Origin of the sequence: Asticcacaulis sp. (assembly GCF_047605585.1) — a bacterium.
Taxonomy (GTDB): domain Bacteria; phylum Pseudomonadota; class Alphaproteobacteria; order Caulobacterales; family Caulobacteraceae; genus Asticcacaulis.
This window is the reverse complement of record NZ_JASGFK010000012.1, coordinates 16,295-34,412: the sequence shown is the minus strand read 5'-3', so window position 1 is coordinate 34,412 and position 18,118 is coordinate 16,295. Positions and strand designations below refer to the sequence as shown.

The following is an 18,118-nucleotide window of genomic DNA, read 5'->3' as shown; positions in this document are numbered from 1 at the left end:
CTGTTTTGAGAGAAGGATGCGCGCGCGGCATCACGCCACGCGCGCACGAAGGATCAGTCGGCGGACAGCATGGAGCCGGGCTTGAATTGCTCGGTTGCCAGGTCGGCCTGAACGATACGGCCTTGGCCCTTCGTTTCGACGGTGGCGGCACCGAGATCGACGAGGGCTTCGGATTCACGATCATACTTGGTCATGGTCTTATCCTTTCGGGTTTGAGTTGAAATGCCATGGAAAGTCATGGCCACCCGAGGGTATGCCTCCTCGAAAATGATCCCAAACTGATCTTATTTTGATCATTGAATGATCAAACGATTATCTTTTGGCGCCGGACCTTTATAGCCTGGCCAATTTTGCAATCGTTATATTGTAAGGGTTTTGCGCTATTGCCCGTAGGCGAGGGCGACGAATTCGGTGACCAGTCTCAGGCGCTTGTGGTGATATTTGGTGACCAAGCGCCGCAGCAACTTTAGATCATGCGCATCCCACGCGTCCTGGAACGCTTTTAACTCCGCCGGATGATCGATGAGTGTGCCTGTGTCGAGCTGGCGGATGGGCCGCAGGCGATCGTTCACATTGGCGACCGCGTATTTCGTTTCGTCCATGTCGCTAAATGCCGCGATTGCCAGGAACAGCGCCTCCGTGGCCGTGACGATATCGTCCTCGCTTAAGTCCAGCGGTGGGAACTCGGGATCGGTCTCCTCGCGCATCGCGATCTCGATCGCCATTAGCAGGATGCGCTTGTTCCACTTATGCACCTCGCGAATTCGGCGCTCCTTCGCCGCCGGGATCATAAAGCCGTCGTGCGGGGTCACCTCGACCACGCGCTCGCCTATCATCCGATTGACGAGAAGTCGGATGGGCTGGGTGCTGAATTCGTACTTATTTGCCAGCGCTTCGATATCGACTTTCTGACCAGGGCGCACGCGGCCAGCCAGGACCTCCTTCCGGAGATCCTCATAGATGCCTTCGCTTCGGGACGGCTTACCCATGACGGTCCTTGTCGGCGCCTGAGGCCTGGGCAGCGGACCCGCCGGTTTCAGCTTGGGCGCGATATTGTGAGGAAAGTAGTCGCCTCAGAATAGAATGAGAAGGCGGTAAAATCAAGCTGGGAGGAGGGGGCACGCTCTGCCTGGTCCCTCTGTGTCCAGATCAACTGGGTTTGTAGATGCCCTGCGCCACCCGGTCCGAAATATCCTCGCGGCGCTGATAATAGGCCATCAGCTCACGCCGCAGTCCCTGTTTATCCCGCCGCCGCCAGCAGTCCAGCAACCTTTGATATTCCGCCTCCCGATCGGGCAGCCAATCGGGCTCGTAGGCCCGAATGGCCAGGGTCTCTTCTCGGAGAATGGCAATGCTCGTGTTGAGATGCGGATTGTCCGCGCTTTTGAGGATCTCCTCGAAAAGCTCATCGATTGCCGCGCCGACATCAAACGCCGGCGTATTCGAGGGATCGGTCTCGGAGGCGGGCGGTCGCTGTGTCATCGCAGTCCAGTCCTCGGCGCATGGGATAAGCCCAGCGTAATTTCACCAAGCAAATCGCATTCCGTCAATCGTTTGTTGCTCAGGGGCGCCGCCCCTCGCGCGGGCAAGGTCCGCCTCCGGTGTCCCCTACCTTCCTCGCAGGCTTGTGCAGGCCGGGCGATCCCCCTCCGGACGCGGGCCTTGCCTTTTCTACCCCCGGTCTCGGCGACGGCCAAGGTTTCAGCGCGGCCTTAGTGCGCTGGAACCCATTGAAGAGGGTAGAGCAATGACTGTTCAAATCACCACCCGCAACACCGTCCTACAAGGCGATTGCATCGCGACCATGCAGCAGCTTGAGAAAGGCTCGGTCGATTTTATCCTGACAGACCCACCCTATATTGTCGGCTATAAGGGCAGGGACGGCCGGTCGGTCGCCAATGACGACAACGATCGCTGGCTGAAACCAGCGTTCAATCAAATGCACCGGGTTCTGAAACCTGGCGGCTTCTGCGTATCGTTCTATGGTTGGAACCGGGTTGACCTGTTCATGGAGGCCTGGAAGTCCGCCGGCTTCCGAGTGGTTGGGCATATCGTGTTTCGGAAGCAGTACGCATCCTCAGCGCGTTTCCTCCGCTACGAGCACGAAATGGCCTACCTTCTGGCCAAGGGGGACGTGACGCCACCCGCCTGTCCCATCCCGGACGTGATCGACTTCCACTATACCGGTAACAGGCTGCATCCGACCCAGAAGCCCGTCAAAGCCTTGTCGGCTTTGATCTTGTGTTTCACCGCACCGGGCGACCTGGTGCTGGACCCCTTCTGTGGCAGCGGGTCAACCCTGGTCGCCGCGGATGCGCATGGCCGTGCCTGGTTGGGAATCGAACTGGACCGCGGGCACTTCGAGACCGCTACCCGTCGGCTGGCCAGTTTCCGGAAACCCCTTGACCAAGCATTGAGCCAACAAACGCCGCCGGCGCCAGGCGGACAGAATACGCTGAGACACTGACCGCACTGATAGACCCTCAGGCCGCGAGGTTTGGGGGTCTGTCAGGGACAAGGAGGGATCGGCGCGGACAATCGCGGCTCGTTACCTATCAAGTGGCGCGGTGGCGCCTCAGGTTCAGAAGGCTAATGGCGCTGCCCTCGCGGCGGTCAAGGGGCGTGGGCGGTGTCCCCAACCTTCGGCGCGAACGGTGCGCCTGCCAGGCCGGGTGATCCCCCTCCGCCCGTACCCCTGGACCTCTGCTACCCCGGTCTCGGCGACGGCCAGGGTTTCAGCGCGGCTTTTCAGCGCTGGAACCCATTTGGAAAGGTAACACCATGCAAATTATCGGAACTTTCACCAAGGCTGGCGATATCTATGTCGGCAACATCCTCACTCTGACCCTGAACCTCACTGTCAATATCGTCCCCGTCGAACGCGTGTCCGAAAACGCACCCGACTATCGCATCCACTGGGGCAGCGTCCAATGTGGCGCGGGCTGGCGGCGCACCAATGATCAAGGTGGTGAGTTTCTGTCGGTCAAGATTGACGACCCCATTTTCCCCAACCCGATCTACGCCACCCTTAGCTACGACCATGAGTTTGAGATGTTCATGCTGGTTTGGTCGCGGCCGAAGGGCGGAGACCGGAAAAGCGCAAAGCCCCCCAAAGAGACCTGAGGGGCTTTGGCTGCGCGTTGGATGCGAGGGGCGGGCGCGATTGGGGGGCAATCGCGCCCTGCGCCGCCAAATTCGGGGGGGAATGAAAACGGCGGCAAGTTCTTTCTATAGACGAAAAATAGGGCCTGACTAAGGCCTGGAAGGAGAAAAAGACTAAGGGCTCTGCCCTCGCGACGGTCAAGGATGAAGTCCAAGGGGACCGCGGCGGCCGGTATCCCCAGCCTTCCGCGCCCCAGGGGGCTTGTGCAGGCCGGGTGATCCCCCTCCGGCCGCCCCGTCCTTGACCTCTGCTACCCCGGTCTCGCCGACGGGCAAGGTTTCAGCGCGCCCCAAAAGGCCCGCTGTAACCCTAGCCTTTAAAGGAAATCAGACCATGAATAAGCAATCTAAAATTACCGCTGTCGAAACCGGTGTTCACACCCTGATCCCCTTGAGCCAGTTGCTCAAATCCCCGCGAAATGTCCGCAAAGTCCCGCATACCGCCGACGCCATCGAGGCCTTAGCGGGTAGCATCGCTGCCAAGGGCATTCTGCAAAACCTCGTCGTGGAGCCGGAGACGGACGAGATCGATTGTCCGACTGGACGCTTCTTCGTTACCATCGGTGAAGGGCGCAGGCTGGCACAGTTGCTGCGTCTGACGCGCGGCGCAATCACCGACGACGAACCGATCCCGTGCGTCATCGATACCGTCAACGATCCGCACGAAATCAGCCTCGACGAAAACGTAACCCGCGAGGCGATGCACCCGGCTGACGAGTTTGAGGCCTTCCGCAAGATGAATATCGAGGACGGTCGCAGCGCGGAAGATATCGCCGCCCGGTTTGGCGTAACCGTTCGCAAGGTCAAGCAGCGCCTACGTCTGGGAGCGGTCGCGCCCCGCCTGATGCAGGCCTATCGGGACGAAAAGCTGACGCTGGACCAGTTGATGGCCTTCTGTGTCAGTGAGGACCACACGCGTCAGGAAGCCATCTATGCTGGGCTGAACCAGTGGCAGCAAGAACCCCACCACATCCGCCGTCTGATGACGCAGGGCGATGTGGACAGCGATGATCGCCGGGCGAAGTTCATCGGCATCGAAGCTTACGAGGCATCGGGCGGGCAGGTCGAGCGCGATCTCTTTACCGAAGAGGGGGGCGGCAGGCTTACCGATGGTGTGCTGCTCGATAAGCTGGTGCTGGACCTGCTGATGGAAGAAGGCGCAGCCGTCCAGACTGCCGAAGGCTGGAAATGGGTCGAGGCTCATATCGACTTCCCGTATATCGCCGGTATGCGCCGTGCCTTCCCGAAGGTCGTGGCTTTGTCGGACGAAGATGCGATGACGCTGGATGCAGCCAAGACCGAACTGCGCAACCTGTCGGAAGCATATGAAGACTACGACGAGTTTCCGGACGACATCGATGCCAAGATGACCGAACTGGAAACGGACATCGCTGAACTTCAGGCGCGTGCCTCGGCCTTTGATCCGGATGACATCGCCCGCGCTGGTGTCATCGTCAGTCTGACCTATGATGGCAGTGTAAAGGTGGAACGTGGCCTCATCCGCGCCGAGGATTGGGAGGCCTCGCAGCGGCAGGATGATGATGCCGACGATGACGAGACGGCAGATGAAGGCGGCGACGGCGGGGACTATCGGGACGATCAGGATGGTGAGGACGACGAGAAGAAGGTCGTCAGCACAAAGTTGTCAGACGGGCTGGTTCGTGACCTGACGGCCCATCGCACAGTCGCCATGCGTCTGGCCTTGGGCGAGCAACCGGAGATCGCAGGGCGCGCCTTGGCCCATTTACTAGTGCTGGACGCCTTCTATGGGGACCGATCTAGTTCTTGCCTCGAAATCCGTTCCGTCAGCACCGACCTCAAGGGGTGGATGGAGGACTACGATCAATCCACCGCTGTCGAAGCATTGCAGGCGCGTCATGACGCGTGGGCTATGCGATTGCCGGAGGCGGATGCGCTTTGGTCTTACCTGCTGGCCATGGACCCGGAGGACCTCGGCCTGTTAATCGCACATTGCATTGGCCTCACGATTAATGTGGTGCGTCAGCCATTTGACAAGCGTCCAGCAGAACGGTTCGCGGAAGCGTTGGCCACCAGCCTATCGCTTGAAATGGGCGCGCATTGGCGGCCTACGGCGCGCCGGTATTTCAGTCGCGTGACCAAGGATCAGATCACGGAGGCCGTGCGGGAAGCGGTCGGGGATGCTGCCGCTGACCGCATCGCCAAATTCAAGAAGGCGGACATGGCGGCCGAAGCTGAGACGCTGGTCATGCCGACTGGCTGGTTCCCGCCACTGTTGCGGGTGGTACCTCTGGCCCTTGTGGCGGAGGCTGAAACGGAGCTTCCGGAAGCAGCGGAATAGCCGGGGAGGGGGCCGCGTCAGCGGCCTCTTTCTTATTAGACAGGATAGTCCCGCGCCTCAGGGCGCGGGGCTTTTGTCATTTCAAGCGAGGCAAGACTAAGGGCGCTGCCCTCGCGCCGGTCAAGGGTCAAGTCCCGCAAGCGGGACCGGTCAGGGCGGTATCCCCAGTCTTCGGCGCGATAGAGCGCCTGCCAGACCGGGAGATACCCCTCCGCCCTGACCGCCCTTGACCTCTGCTACCCCGGTCTCGGCGACGGCCAAGGTTTCAGGCGGGCCAAGAGGCTCGCTGAAACCCAGCCTCGATAGGAGAGAATTCAATGAAATTGATCTACCTGCCTGACCAGAAGCAGATTGTTCAGGATGATGTTGCGCGCACCCTAGTAGCTACAATGACCCCTGACGGGCTTGACGATATGCCGACCGAAACCATGGCAAAGGCGATGGCTGTGGCTCCAGAACTGGTGTGCATTCTGGAGGGCATTCTGAATGTGAAGCCAAATCCGGACGGTGGCTGCACTCTGTTAAAGAGCGATATTGACAGCATTTGCCTCGCTCTTTGGGAGTTCACACCCGCCGACTACCTTGCCCTGACGTGCCTCGTTTATGTGCCGTACTAGGAGCCGCAGCTATGAGCGATAAATCATTTGTTTCGATGGAACAGCGGGCATGTTTGATCTGCGGTATTATGTTTGATACCGGCAGTTTACTTCTGGATAAGCGACTACGCGCCAGCATGGAGCGCCATACAACGACCGGCTGGGGGCTTTGTCCAGAGCATCAAACGCTGGCCGATGACGGCTTTGTTGCCCTTATCGAATGCGATCCACACCGCAGTGGATCGACCGCGAATGAGCGGCTCACACCCGAAAATGCCTACCGAACAGGCCGCGTGGCGCACCTGAGAAGAGCGGTCTGGCGGGACATTTTCAACGTCGCCCTTGCTGACACGGAGGCCTGTGTTTTCGTTGAACAGGCCGTGATTGACCACTTAGAGGCGATGACCAGCCGACCCGCCCCGGACGGGCAGGAAGACCCGCCGGACTAACGGATGGCTGGCCCTAAAATGAGACGTGAAGCCGGGAATTGGGAACAGTTTCCGGCGGCTCGCCATGCCAGCGGCATGGCTCGCGGGGGGGCGAAATCGATGCCGATCACCGCGTAAAGTCGGCCCTTTAGGGGGATTCGATTTCAGGTGGGACCCGTTTCCGAATCTCCCGCAACCCCCCTCCAAAAACCACCCTGTCCAAACGACCGGACGCCGTCGCGCCCGGCGTTTTTGGGACAGAAAACATGGACGACGCAATCGCACGCGCGGCACAGGCGCGTAAGGGTAGCCCTTATCTCAATGCCTCACAGGCGGGGCACTATTTGGGCCTTTCGACCAAAACTCTGGCACGTCTCAGACAATCCGGAACCGGTCCGGCATTTCGCCAACTGAGCTGGTCAGTCAGATATCATATCGATGACCTGACGGCCTGGAGCCAAGGGAAAACCTCTACCAAATCGCCGCGCCTGGACGAAGGAGAGGCGCTTTGATCATCCGCATATTCCCTCGATCCCGTCTCGGACAGGCTCGCAGTGTGCGGCGCGTCTATCTTACCGCCACCGCCATTGCGTTCGGCTGTCTGGCGCTGGCAGGCCGGTCCGAACGACCCGCCATAATCTATAACCCCAGCCCCAGTGCGCCCCTCGGATACTATCGCACGTTGGCCCCGACGAGTCCGGCAAGGGGCGATTGGGTCTTGATCACGGCACCGGACCCGGCCCGTGAACTAGCCGATGCGCGTGGGTATTCGCCAAAGACCGTGCCCATGATCAAATCTGTGGCGGCGCTCGGTGGTGACCGGGTTTGCGCCGCCGACGGTCTCATTTCGATCAACGGGAAAGTCGTTGCCACCCGCATGCGTTTGGATCATCGAGGCAGGCCTATGCCTTGGTGGTCCGGCTGCTTGACCCTCAACAACAACGAGGTTTTCGTACTGAACAGAGGTGCCCCGTCATCATTCGACGGGCGTTATTTCGGGGTGATCCAGCGGCAGGCGATCCGCGCCCGGTTGGTGCATTTATGAGGTGGCGGGTCAGCTGGATCGCCTTAAGCCTCGCCATTTTTGGTCTATCGGCGACGGCGGACGCGGCACCTCCGGACGGGGGATCACACACCGAAATCGCCACGAGATGGCGCTCGGAAATCGCCAAGGCCTCGCTGAAATTCAACATTCCTGGGGCCTGGATCGAAGCCGTCATTCTGGCGGAAAGCGGCGGTCAGACGATGCTGAACGGCGGCCCGAACACCTCCCCAAAAGGCGCGATTGGGCTCATGCAACTCATGCCCCAGACCTACGCCGAGATGCGACAACGTTATGGTCTGGGCAGCGATCCTTACGATGCGGCGGACAATATCATGGCAGGCACGGCCTACCTTCGACTGGCTTATGACGCCTTCGGATACCCCGGATTGTTCGCCGCCTACAATGCCGGGCCGGATCGTTACGGGCGCAGTCTGGCAGGCGAGAAACTGCCGATGGAAACAAAGCTGTACCTGGCTAAACTGACACGGTTGACGACCGATCAGCCCGTCAATCCCCCCTCGGTCTTCGTTACCTTGAGGGAGGGGGCGGACGATCGGTCGGCAGGAGAGACGCCCACCATTTTTGTGCCCTTGGAGTGAGGGGCTGGAGCGTGATCGAAACGGGAACAGAATGAAGGCAAGATAAAGGCTCAACTCTCGTTTCGCGTAAGTGATTGTCTGCACATCGTTTTCTGGGATTTGAAAAATTTGCCAGGAGTTGTTTCGCTGTAATTCGTTGAATTTGTTCAGATCGGCTATTGAGATGAAAGACGACGACGTAACGCCCCGACTGGGGCGAATTCGGGCCAAGGGCGACCGGTCTTTTGTCCCCAAAGTGCTCAAAGCCGCACGCAAATCCGGCGGTCTGAAACCAATCGGACGAGGCGGAGTCGGTAAGAGGTTTAGCCGGGGTAGGGGAGCGGGCATTTCGACGGTGACAGCCGGCGGTCGCGTAAGGGGGCCAGCCGCTCGCCGTGTCATCCTCAAAGCCCGGTACACGAGCCTAACCGGCAAAGGCCTGAAGGCAGCGCGGGCGCACCTGAGATATCTTCAGCGTGATGGCGTGACGTTGGAAGGGAAGCCAGGCACCTTGTATGACCGGGCAAGTAACCAATCCGACGGGCGCGATTTCATGGACCGGGCGGCGGACGATACGCGCCAATTTCGCTTTATAGTGTCGGCGGAAGATGGCGATCAATATGCTGATCTGAAATCCCTGACCCGCCGCTTCATGGACCAGATGGAAAAGGATCTCGGCACCCAGCTCGACTGGGTCGCAGTCGACCACCACAATACCGGTCATCCGCACACCCATATCGTGGTCCGAGGACGGGACGAAAATGGGAAGGACTTGACCATCGCCCGCGATTATATTGCCGAAGGTATGCGCGATCGTCTTCAGGCGCTCGTCACCTTAGACCTTGGGCCTCGATCCGAGCGTGAAATCGATCTGGCGCGGCGACAGGAGGTGGATCAGGCGCGGCTTACCAGTCTTGATCGCCAACTGATCCGCAACATGTCACTGGATCGCATCGTGGAGCCGGACGCCCTGGATCAGAAAGTTCGCGCCTACCAGACCGGTCGCCTGCGCAAGCTGCATGAATTTGGCCTCGCCGAGGACATGGGGAAAGGACGCTGGCGACTGGCGGAAGGGATGGACGCGACACTCCGTCGGATGGGGGAACGCGGTGACATCATCAAATCCCTTCACCGCGAGCTTCAGTTGAAAGGTATGGAGCGCGCCGCCGAAGAGGGGGTTATTCATCAGGTTGAGGAAGGCCGCGGGTCTCAGGCGTCTATTGTTGGGCAGGTCCTCAAGCGCGGGCTCTTGGACGGCGACCTTGATCGACATTTCCTCATGGTGGATGGGGTCGACGGAGCGGTTCATTGGATCGATATCGGTCAGGCCGATCGAACGAAGCCGCTTGATGACAACGCGCTTGTCAGAGTTGAATTCAAAGTCGCGGAGATCAAAGGAGCAGATCGCACGATCATGGAAGTCGCCGCATCCAATAACGACCTCTATGATGTCGCGGCCCACCTCAATTTTGATCGGACCGCCACAGAAGCATATGCCGAGACACATCTTCGCCGGTTGGAAGCCATTCGCCGCATGACCGGCAAGGTCGAGCGAACGGAAGAGGGCGCCATTCGAATTGATCCGGCCTACTTGGACCACGCGCTGGCATATGAGGAGAAGCGCCTAAATCTGGCCCCGGTCGAGGTTCACCTGTTGTCACCGATCGAGCTGGGCAGCCTCGAAACGTACAATGGCGCCACCTGGCTGGATCGGGAACTCGTCGAACCTACGGTTACACCGGCCGAGGCGGGCTTTGGCAAGTCTATGGCCGCCGCCCTCCAGCAGCGTCAGGCCTGGTTGCTGCAACAGGATCTGGCATTTGACACTGATGGTGTCTTCCGGTCCAAGCCTGATATGCTTGCGACCCTTGAACGACGTGATCTGGCGAACGCAGCGACTCGCCTGTCAAAGCAATCTGGGATGGAATACCTGCCATCTCGGCTCGGCGATCGTATTGACGGGCAGCTCCGCCAGTCGGTTAACCTACCCAGTGGGAAATTCGCCATGGTCGAGCAGGGGAAGGAATTCACACTCGTGCCTTGGCGTTCGGTACTCGACGATCATATCGGCAAGCGTGTCGCCGGCATACACCGCGAACAGGGCATCAACTGGACCATCGGTCGTGGTCGCGGGCGGGGGATTTCTTAGTTTCTGCCACACACAGGATGTCTTGATTTTCAGCTTTTGGGATTAAGCGGAAGTTAGCTGGCTTCCGTCGATGGCCGTTAAGAGACATCCACGTTTTAGAACTGTAAGCCAAATGCGGAAATGCTTAGTCATGGAATCCCCCGGATGATGAAGGTGTACCTTCACGCACACCGATCTCGCGTCAATTGAGATAACTTTGTTATTTTGGGGTTTTGCATTCGCGTTCCAACGTCGGAAAGGCGACAGCCACGTGCGTTTCAACGCCCTTGTCGTCTGATCTAATGAATACTTATGAGCGTAATCAAGAGGTCCCAATTCATTGGTTTGCCCAGGAGAAAATCAAAGCCGCTGTCCGCGACCCTTTGCTGGTCGGTCCACGCCGCCGTGCCCGAATGCGCATAGATGCGGGTGTCATCAAATTTCGGCAGGGCTCTGAAGCGTTGGCAAATTTCATAGCCGTCCATTCCCCCAGGCATGGCCAAATCCAGCAGCATAATATGCGGATTGAAGTCGTGGGCCAGTACGAAGGCGGTTTCCCCGTCGACGACGGCTAGGACTTCATGCCCGTGGTCAGTCAATGCCTCCGCGAGCGATCGATTCAGTGGCTCATTGTCGTCGATGATCAGGATGCGACGACCAGTAGGAACTGCATATTCCTTGGGCAGGTTGGGAAGTGCCCTGGACATTGGAACCTCTCCATTCTGTTGCCAGCCATCCAATCCAAATATCACCGCTATTGGCCGCCTGAGGAAGTAAAAAGCTGATGTGATTTATGGGTAAGCGAGCGTTCGGCAATGCGCCCGAATAGTGATTAGCGATATCAAGCTGTCGATTAAAAGGCGTTCGTTGTAGTGCCCCCGTTGTAGAAGGTCAGATACCCATTCGCTGAGAACTGAACTTTGTAACGCGCTCAGGAGGTTATCGCTTCGGATATCGGCTGTACAGCTTGCGGCGATCGCGTTGAGGGCACAGAGGAAATCGGAAACGTCTTCTTTTTCGACCTGACCTATGATCGATCCCTGTATCAGGCAAGCGGCGTTATGCAGCCAATGCCGTGGCAACACGGTGTAAACGGCAAAGGCCGCCTCCGCTGCCAATATAAGCTGGCGGGTCCTATAAGCGGTTAGTGTTGCGGATATTGGCTTTTCCTGCGTTCGTTGTCTCTACGTGCTCAGTAAAAACAGAGCATATACAGGCTTGGGATATCGCCAGAATTATCAAATTGCTATACGATGTGTCTGACATCCTCGATGCTAAACCTGCGGTAAGTCCGCTACAATTCCGCGGAGCACACCTCGCAAATGACCCAGTCTGCCGAGACGGATGCCCTCAGACGAGTGGCCTGCCAAACCTTATCCGGGCAAGAAATGTGCAGCCCTGGGTTCACGGCGAGTGGATTAGGGGGCCTTGAAGAGTGGCCGTCCGCTCTGCGTGCACAGCTGCTTCTGGTAATGGCTTGTCCAACACCGATGTTTCTGGCCTGGGGGCCAGATCTCGCGTGTTTTTACAATGATGCGTACCGCCCTGTTCTGGGCTATCGGCTGGAAACAGCCCTGGGCCGGCGTTTTCGGGAAGTCTGGGCTACGATATGGGATGACATTGGCCCATTGGTCGAGAAAACGTTGGCCGGCGAAGCGACGGTGATGACCGATATGAAGCTTGATCTCAGCCGTGAAGGCTCGGCCGAGGAGAGCTGGTGGACCTTCACCTATTCGCCAGCCTATGATTCAGATGGATCGGTCGCTGGGCTATTCTGCGTGACCGGCGAGACCACACCCCGAGTGATTGCGGAACGCGAGCGCGATGAAGTCGCGGGACGTCTCGAATTGTCGCTGTCGGCAGGCAACAGCATCGGCACCTGGGATTGGGATGTTGTCAAGGATTGGGTGACGGCTGACGGACGGTTCGCCAGCCTGTACGGCGTCGATCCGGAAAAAGCCGCGAAGGGCGCACCTATCGCAAATTTCTTCGCCGGTATTCATCCTGAAGATTTGCCGCGTGTCCAAGATGAGATCGCCGTTGCCGTCGGGTCTGGCGGTACGTTCATCTCAGAATACCGCCTCCTTCATGCCGACGGAACGACGCGCTGGGTGTCGGCGCAAGGCAAGTGCCTGCTTGACGATCAAGGCAGGTGCGTCCGCTTTCCGGGCGTGAGCTTTGACGTTACCGACCGGAAGCTGGCGGACATAGCGATCCGGGCTGCCAAGGATGAGCGGGATTTTGTCATCTCGCTGACAGCCAAACAGCGGGCATTGAAAGACCCTGAAGCGATTATCCGCCTGTCATCCGAGACGCTGGGGCAGCGCCTTGGTGTTCACCGTGTCGGCTTTTATCGTCTGCTGAGCCAGGATCGCATGCGCCACTCCGGCAACTGGGCCGATGGCAATCTCGCGCCGCTTCTTGGAGAGCATCCGGTGTCGACGTTTGGACGCCGCGCCGAGGTGCAACGCCGCAGCGGTAAAACGCTCGTTTTCAGCGACAGCCGGCACGAGGAAAACGGTGATCTGGCGCCTTATTACAACGGCGGCGTTTTGTCTGGTGTTTGCGTGCCGCTAATGGATGCCGGCCGTTGGAGCGCGGGAATCTACGCGCACCATGCCGAGGTCAGGCACTGGACGGCATCCGAGGTGTCTCTGGTCAAGGAGATTGCCGAATTGACCTGGCTGGCGGTTGAGCGTGCCGAAGCGCTCGTTCGGCTAAATACCCGAATTGATCGCCAGGAAGTCGAACTCGATGGTGCGGCTCAGGATCTGGTCGACTCACGCGCAGGTCGGGCCGATGCCGAGGGTCAGGTCAGGCAGCTCCAGAAGATGGAAGCCGTCGGACAGCTGACGGGTGGCATCGCGCACGACTTCAACAATATGCTGGCGATCATCATCGGTGGCCTCAATCTCACGCAACGTCGTCTGGCACGTGGCGATACCGACGTCATCAAATACATCGATAACGCCATGGAAGGTGCCAATCGCGCGGCGGAACTGACAAAGCGCCTTCTGGCATTCTCACGACAACAGCCACTGTCTCCCGAAGCTATCGATGGCAATCGCCTGGTTCAGAACCTGTCTGAACTGCTGGCACGCTCGCTGGGCGAAGCCGTTCGCCTGGAGACCGTACTCGGCGCCGGACTTTGGAAGACGAACCTCGATCCCAACCAGCTCGAAAACGCCATTGTGAACCTCGCAGTGAATGCTCGTGATGCCATGCCGGACGGCGGCAAACTGACAATCGAAACCACGAATGCACACGTCGAAGATGACTACGCCCGTGACGCTGACATCGCGCCGGGGCAGTATGTTGTGTTTGCCGTAACAGATACCGGCTCAGGCATGTCGCCTGATGTGCTGGCAAAGGCATTCGATCCCTTCTTTACGACCAAGGGCGTGGGCAAGGGCACGGGCCTGGGACTAAGCCAGGTCTTCGGGTTTGTCCGGCAGTCGCACGGTCACGTTCGCGCCTATTCTGAACCTGGGCATGGCACGACCTTCAGGATGTACTTCCCGCGCTTTTGGGGAGAGGAGACGCCCGTTGCCCGCAAGCAGACTGGGCCATCGAAGGGGGGCCATAGTCACGAAGTCATCATGGTCGTTGAAGACGAAGACCGTGTCCGCAGCGTGACCGTGGATGCCTTACGCGAACTTGGCTACACGGTCGTTCATGCGTCGAGCGGGTCAGAAGCCCTTGGTCTGATACGCAAGGGCCAGGCCATGTCGCTATTGTTCACGGACATCGTCATGCCGGAGATGACAGGGAGGCAGTTGGCCGACGAGTTGCACAAGAGTCAGCCGGAGCTGAAAGTGATCTACACGACGGGTTACACGCGCAATGCCGTGGTTCATAATGGCATTCTCGACCCAGGAACGAATTTTCTGGCCAAGCCCTTCACCATTGATCAACTGGCAGCGAAACTCCGTCAGGTCTTGGATTCGGAATAAATCTCAACGGCCGAGTGACTGCCAGACTTCACACTCTCCACTATCGAACAAGAGCAAAATTGGCATTATTGGCATTGGATGTCTGCTGCTCGGCAGGTGAACCCGATCTGAAAATGTCCGCCTTTGGTCCGCTTTCAGGCACTGAATTCAATGTGGAACCTAAGGTCCGGATTGGGCGCATAGCAGATTAGCGCAAATGGTTGGCCTACAAGGAATTTTTCCGGGGGCGACCTGGCAAACTTGTCCGCTGTCCTCGGACTGAGGACAAAGAAGCCTGTCCCGCATTGAACGTGCAGAAATTTGCAGAGATCATTCGAGTGAATGGGCAAAAGCCAGATAATTTCGCTACTAGCCGTGGTGGCCCTCGATGTCCGCGCCAGTCCCCCGGCGGTGAATCGCTGATTCCAGACCGTTGTCCGAAGATGAAGAGACTGAAATCTCTCATCCCGGACCCTGTCGATGACCCCGACGAAACTGCTGTTTGGCCAGATACTGGTCGTGCTGCTGACCGCGCTTTTGGGCGTGTGGGCGGCCACCCAGTGGGCAGCGGCGCAGTTGGGGTATCAGGCGCAACTGGGACCTGACTGGTTCCGGCTATTTGGATTGCCGGTCTATCGTCCCTGGCAGCTGTTTATCTGGTGGTACTTTTACGACGCCTATGCGCCGGAGGTCTTCGCGCGGTCGGGCATGGTGGCGGCCGCCAGTGGCCTGATCGGATGCTCGACCGCGATAGCCGGTTCCGTCTGGCGGGCTCGGCAGGCCAAACTGGTCACGACCTACGGCTCTGCCCGCTGGGCGACCCACCGCGAAATCGAGCAATCCGGCCTTCTGCGCGACCTGGGGGTCTTCTTAGGCCGGTGGCGCGACGGCTATATCCGCCACACTGGGCCCGAGCATGTCATGGCCTTTGCGCCGACCCGTTCCGGGAAGGGCGTAGGACTGGTCATTCCTACCCTGCTGTCCTGGACCGGTTCCGTCATCGTTCATGACATCAAGGGCGAAAACTGGGAACTCACCGCCGGCTGGCGTTCCAAATTCTCACACTGCCTGTTGTTCAATCCCACGGACGTCCGCTCTGCCCGGTTCAATCCCTTGCTGGAGGTCCGCAAAGGCCCGAACGAAGTTCGCGACGTGCAGAACATCGCCGACGTGCTCGTCGATCCAGAAGGCGCCCTGGAGCAGCGCTCCCACTGGGACAAGACCAGCCACGCGCTCCTGGTAGGAGTCATTCTGCACGTTCTGTATGCGGAAGAGGTCAAGACCCTGGCGCGCGTCGCCACCTTCCTCTCCGATCCCGAGCGCACATTCGAGAACACGCTACGCCGCATGATGACGACCAATCATCTGGGCACGCCGAAAGCGCCGGTCGTCCACCCAGTGGTGGCTTCGGCCGCGCGGGAAGTCCTGAACAAGTCCGAAAACGAACGCTCCGGCGTGTTGTCCACCGCCATGTCCTTCCTGGGGCTGTACCGCGATCCGGTGGTGTCGGCGACCACCGCCGCCTGCGACTGGCGGATTGCGGATCTGATGGATGGCGCGCGCCCGGCATCCCTGTATCTGGTCGTGCCGCCCTCCGATATCTCGCGCACCAAGCCGCTGATCCGTCTGATCCTGAACCAGATCGGTCGTCGCCTGACCGAACAGCTGGACGGCAACGAAGGCTTCCGGCACCGCTTCCAGCTTTTGATGATGCTCGACGAATTCCCCGCCCTGGGCCGTCTGGACTTCTTCGAAACCTCACTGGCCTTTATCGCCGGCTACGGCATCCGCGCCTTTCTCATCGCCCAAAGCCTGAACCAAATCGCTAAGGCATATGGCGACAATAACTCCATCCTCGACAACTGCCACGTCCGCGTCGCCTTTTCGACCAATGATGAACGCACCGCCAAACGCATTTCCGATGCCCTTGGCACGGCGACGGAACAACGCGCCCAGCGCAACTATGCCGGCCACCGGCTATCGCCCTGGCTCGCCCACGTCATGGTCAGCCGTCAGGAAACCGCCCGTCCTCTCCTGACCCCTGGCGAAATCATGCAGTTACCGCCGCGCGATGAACTGGTGCTCGTCTCCGGCCTGGCGCCGATCCGCGCCCGCAAGCTGCGCTATTTTGAGGACGCCAACTTCACCGCACGCCGTCTGGCGCCGCCGATGCTTCAGGTCTCAGGCTACGCTGATAAACCGGTCGCGTGTGTCGACGACTGGGCGTCCCAAGTGCGCGGCATCTCCAATGCCCTGCGTGAGGCGCTGAAGGTCGCAGACAAGAAGGATGTCGAGGATGGCAAGCAGCTGCAACGCGTCCCCGAACTCGACATTGAGAAGACCGAAGATCCCTCGCCAGCGCCGGAAGTGGAGGTCACGCCCGAGGAGGACGCAGACGCCGTCCAGGACAAGAAGGCCATCGACCGGGCGCGCGCCAATCGCGCGGTGACCCAGGCGGCGACCATGGGCGCCGACCGCAAATCCGCCAAAGCGCTGAACCTCGATTTCTTCCGGGACCTCTGACATGACCCAGCTCCCCATCAAGAAAAAATACCAGATATATCTCTACGGCCCGGTCGCCGAGCGCTTCGAAGCCGTAGCAAACCGCCCCGGCACGAACAAGTCAGCCATTCTGGCAGCCGCAATCACGGCCTGGCTGGATCGCAAGGGCGCGAATGAGCTGGATGATCGCTTTAGCCAGCGCCTGAAGACCTACACCCAGCAACTCGACCGGTTCGAGCGCGACCAGCGCATCCTCCTGGAAACCGTCGCCCTGTTCATCCGCCTGAACCTGCAGCGGGACTCGTTTCTGCCGGACACAGACGAGGCGACCCGGGCACGCGGCATTGAACGCTTCCGGGCCTTTATCGCCGAGGTCGGCCGACGCCTGGCCCAGGAAGAACCGAGTTTCGATCCCTCGCTGATGGGAGGGATGGATGACTGAGACCGTATCCGCCCGCCGTTTGCGCGCCATGTTGCGCACCGCCATGGGCGACGTCTTGGCGGCCGCCCTGAACGATCCCGAAATCGCCGAGATCATGGTCAATCCCGACGGCCTGATCCGTGTGGATCGGCTGGGGCAGGGGCGTATCGAGACCGGCAGTTGTTTAGCGCCAGCGGAGGTCGAGCGGATCATCCTCCTCGTGGCCAGTCATGTGCGCGCCGAGGTCCACCGCGACAATCCCATCGTCAGCGCCGAACTGCCTGCCGGCAACGGCCTGACAGGCGAACGGTTCGAAGGCCTTCTGCCGCCGGTGGTGATGGCGCCCTGCTTCTCCATCCGCAAGCCCGCCCATCGGCTGTACGGCCTGGGCGACTATGTTGCTGACGGCGTGATGACCTCTCGTCAGGCCAAGGCGCTACGCACCGCTGTCCGCGACCGCCGGAATATTCTCGTCGCCGGCGGCACCAGCTCCGGCAAGACGACCCTAACCAATGCGCTCCTGGCCGAGATCGCGGATTTGGGGGAGCGCGTCATCCTGATCGAAGATACCCGCGAACTGCGCTGCGCCGCCCGTGACTGCGTGGCGCTGCGGACCCGGCCAGGCTTGGTCTCGCTGAACGACCTCGTCCGATCGACCCTGCGTCTACGGCCCGACCGGATCATCGTCGGCGAGGTGAGAGGCGGCGAAGCCCTCGACATGCTCAAGGCCTGGAACACCGGACATCCGGGCGGCATCGCCACCCTGCACGCCAATTCCGCTCGCGGCGCCCTGTTTCGGCTGGAGCAGCTCATTCAGGAGGCGGTCACCCATGTGCCGCGCGCCCTGATCGCCGACGGCATCGATGTCGTCGTGTTCATCGCCGGCCAGAACCCGCTCACCCATACCGCCCGTCGTGTCGAGTCCATCGTGGAAATCCATGGGCTCGACGGTACCGGCGAATATCAGCTTCAGCCGCTGATCTAGGCCCGAAGACCTTTGTTTACT

16 protein-coding genes are annotated in these 18,118 nt (G+C 59.6%); 12 read left to right on the top strand and 4 right to left on the bottom strand.

What is annotated here, in order from left to right:
• Positions 1-53: 53 nt before the first annotated feature.
• The 3 genes from QM647_RS18310 to QM647_RS18300 form a co-directional block, all read right to left on the bottom strand.
• The gene (locus QM647_RS18310) at positions 54-194 is read right to left on the bottom strand and encodes a hypothetical protein (protein WP_414996997.1); all 141 of its coding nucleotides are present in this window, start codon (positions 192-194) and stop codon (positions 54-56) included.
• A gap of 186 nt (positions 195-380) precedes the next feature.
• Entirely contained in the window at positions 381-989 is a 609-nt protein-coding gene (locus QM647_RS18305; protein ID WP_414996996.1) for a GntR family transcriptional regulator, read from the bottom strand.
• Between the two features lie 160 nt (positions 990-1,149).
• Positions 1,150-1,482 (bottom strand): hypothetical protein, encoded by a 333-nt coding sequence (locus QM647_RS18300; protein ID WP_414996995.1) that lies wholly within the window; start codon positions 1,480-1,482, stop codon positions 1,150-1,152.
• A gap of 265 nt (positions 1,483-1,747) precedes the next feature.
• Here QM647_RS18300 and QM647_RS18295 point away from each other — a divergent pair, with 265 nt between their 5' ends.
• The 8 genes from QM647_RS18295 to QM647_RS18260 all read left to right on the top strand — a co-directional run bounded on the left by QM647_RS18295 (position 1,748) and on the right by QM647_RS18260 (position 10,278).
• On the top strand, positions 1,748-2,467 hold the full coding sequence (locus tag QM647_RS18295) for a DNA methyltransferase (protein ID WP_414996994.1): 720 nt from the start codon (positions 1,748-1,750) through the stop codon (positions 2,465-2,467).
• Positions 2,468-2,781: 314 nt separating this feature from the next.
• Positions 2,782-3,123 carry a DUF736 domain-containing protein gene (locus tag QM647_RS18290; RefSeq protein WP_414996993.1) on the top strand — a complete coding sequence of 114 codons (342 nt, stop codon included), beginning with the start codon at positions 2,782-2,784 and terminating at the stop codon, positions 3,121-3,123.
• A gap of 373 nt (positions 3,124-3,496) precedes the next feature.
• On the top strand, positions 3,497-5,482 hold the full coding sequence (locus tag QM647_RS18285) for a ParB/RepB/Spo0J family partition protein (protein ID WP_414996992.1): 1,986 nt from the start codon (positions 3,497-3,499) through the stop codon (positions 5,480-5,482).
• Between the two features lie 317 nt (positions 5,483-5,799).
• Complete coding sequence (locus QM647_RS18280) at positions 5,800-6,099, top strand: hypothetical protein (RefSeq protein WP_414996991.1); 300 nt, start codon at positions 5,800-5,802, stop codon at positions 6,097-6,099.
• Between the two features lie 11 nt (positions 6,100-6,110).
• Complete coding sequence (locus QM647_RS18275; protein ID WP_414996990.1) at positions 6,111-6,527, top strand: ATPase; 417 nt, start codon at positions 6,111-6,113, stop codon at positions 6,525-6,527.
• A 535-nt stretch (positions 6,528-7,062) separates the two neighbouring features.
• Entirely contained in the window at positions 7,063-7,551 is a 489-nt protein-coding gene (locus QM647_RS18270) for a S26 family signal peptidase (RefSeq protein WP_414997042.1), read from the top strand.
• Positions 7,548-8,150: a lytic transglycosylase domain-containing protein gene (locus QM647_RS18265; protein WP_414996989.1), complete on the top strand. Its 603-nt coding sequence runs from the start codon at positions 7,548-7,550 to the stop codon at positions 8,148-8,150. The genes QM647_RS18270 and QM647_RS18265 overlap by 4 nt, the downstream gene beginning before the upstream one ends.
• A gap of 163 nt (positions 8,151-8,313) precedes the next feature.
• Positions 8,314-10,278, top strand: coding sequence for a DUF3363 domain-containing protein (locus tag QM647_RS18260; RefSeq protein WP_414996988.1), 1,965 nt, complete (start codon positions 8,314-8,316; stop codon positions 10,276-10,278).
• A 278-nt stretch (positions 10,279-10,556) separates the two neighbouring features.
• Here QM647_RS18260 and QM647_RS18255 read toward each other — a convergent pair whose 3' ends face one another.
• On the bottom strand, positions 10,557-10,964 hold the full coding sequence (locus tag QM647_RS18255) for a response regulator (protein ID WP_414996987.1): 408 nt from the start codon (positions 10,962-10,964) through the stop codon (positions 10,557-10,559).
• Positions 10,965-11,579: 615 nt separating this feature from the next.
• Here QM647_RS18255 and QM647_RS18250 point away from each other — a divergent pair.
• From QM647_RS18250 to trbB, 4 genes are all read left to right on the top strand, one after another.
• The gene (locus QM647_RS18250) at positions 11,580-14,210 is read left to right on the top strand and encodes an ATP-binding protein (protein WP_414996986.1); all 2,631 of its coding nucleotides are present in this window, start codon (positions 11,580-11,582) and stop codon (positions 14,208-14,210) included.
• A 459-nt stretch (positions 14,211-14,669) separates the two neighbouring features.
• Complete coding sequence (locus tag QM647_RS18245; RefSeq protein WP_414996985.1) at positions 14,670-16,712, top strand: conjugal transfer protein TraG; 2,043 nt, start codon at positions 14,670-14,672, stop codon at positions 16,710-16,712.
• Position 16,713: 1 nt separating this feature from the next.
• A complete protein-coding gene (locus QM647_RS18240; protein WP_414996984.1) occupies positions 16,714-17,133 on the top strand; it encodes a CopG family transcriptional regulator in 420 nt (139 codons plus the stop codon).
• Entirely contained in the window at positions 17,126-18,097 is a 972-nt protein-coding gene (trbB, locus tag QM647_RS18235; protein WP_414996983.1) for a P-type conjugative transfer ATPase TrbB, read from the top strand. The genes QM647_RS18240 and trbB overlap by 8 nt, the downstream gene beginning before the upstream one ends.
• Positions 18,098-18,118 lie beyond the last annotated feature (21 nt).

What these genes read in the sequence shown, in the direction of transcription:
- QM647_RS18310 (WP_414996997.1), bottom strand. Translation starts at nt 194, where the DNA reads ATGACCAAGTATGATCGTGAATCCGAAGCCCTCGTCGATCTCGGTGCC.
- QM647_RS18305 (WP_414996996.1), bottom strand. Translation starts at nt 989, where the DNA reads ATGGGTAAGCCGTCCCGAAGCGAAGGCATCTATGAGGATCTCCGGAAG.
- QM647_RS18300 (WP_414996995.1), bottom strand. Translation starts at nt 1,482, where the DNA reads ATGACACAGCGACCGCCCGCCTCCGAGACCGATCCCTCGAATACGCCG.
- QM647_RS18295 (WP_414996994.1), top strand. Translation starts at nt 1,748, where the DNA reads ATGACTGTTCAAATCACCACCCGCAACACCGTCCTACAAGGCGATTGC.
- QM647_RS18290 (WP_414996993.1), top strand. Translation starts at nt 2,782, where the DNA reads ATGCAAATTATCGGAACTTTCACCAAGGCTGGCGATATCTATGTCGGC.
- QM647_RS18285 (WP_414996992.1), top strand. Translation starts at nt 3,497, where the DNA reads ATGAATAAGCAATCTAAAATTACCGCTGTCGAAACCGGTGTTCACACC.
- QM647_RS18280 (WP_414996991.1), top strand. Translation starts at nt 5,800, where the DNA reads ATGAAATTGATCTACCTGCCTGACCAGAAGCAGATTGTTCAGGATGAT.
- QM647_RS18275 (WP_414996990.1), top strand. Translation starts at nt 6,111, where the DNA reads ATGAGCGATAAATCATTTGTTTCGATGGAACAGCGGGCATGTTTGATC.
- QM647_RS18265 (WP_414996989.1), top strand. Translation starts at nt 7,548, where the DNA reads ATGAGGTGGCGGGTCAGCTGGATCGCCTTAAGCCTCGCCATTTTTGGT.
- QM647_RS18260 (WP_414996988.1), top strand. Translation starts at nt 8,314, where the DNA reads ATGAAAGACGACGACGTAACGCCCCGACTGGGGCGAATTCGGGCCAAG.
- QM647_RS18255 (WP_414996987.1), bottom strand. Translation starts at nt 10,964, where the DNA reads ATGTCCAGGGCACTTCCCAACCTGCCCAAGGAATATGCAGTTCCTACT.
- QM647_RS18250 (WP_414996986.1), top strand. Translation starts at nt 11,580, where the DNA reads ATGACCCAGTCTGCCGAGACGGATGCCCTCAGACGAGTGGCCTGCCAA.
- QM647_RS18245 (WP_414996985.1), top strand. Translation starts at nt 14,670, where the DNA reads ATGACCCCGACGAAACTGCTGTTTGGCCAGATACTGGTCGTGCTGCTG.
- QM647_RS18240 (WP_414996984.1), top strand. Translation starts at nt 16,714, where the DNA reads ATGACCCAGCTCCCCATCAAGAAAAAATACCAGATATATCTCTACGGC.
- trbB (WP_414996983.1), top strand. Translation starts at nt 17,126, where the DNA reads ATGACTGAGACCGTATCCGCCCGCCGTTTGCGCGCCATGTTGCGCACC.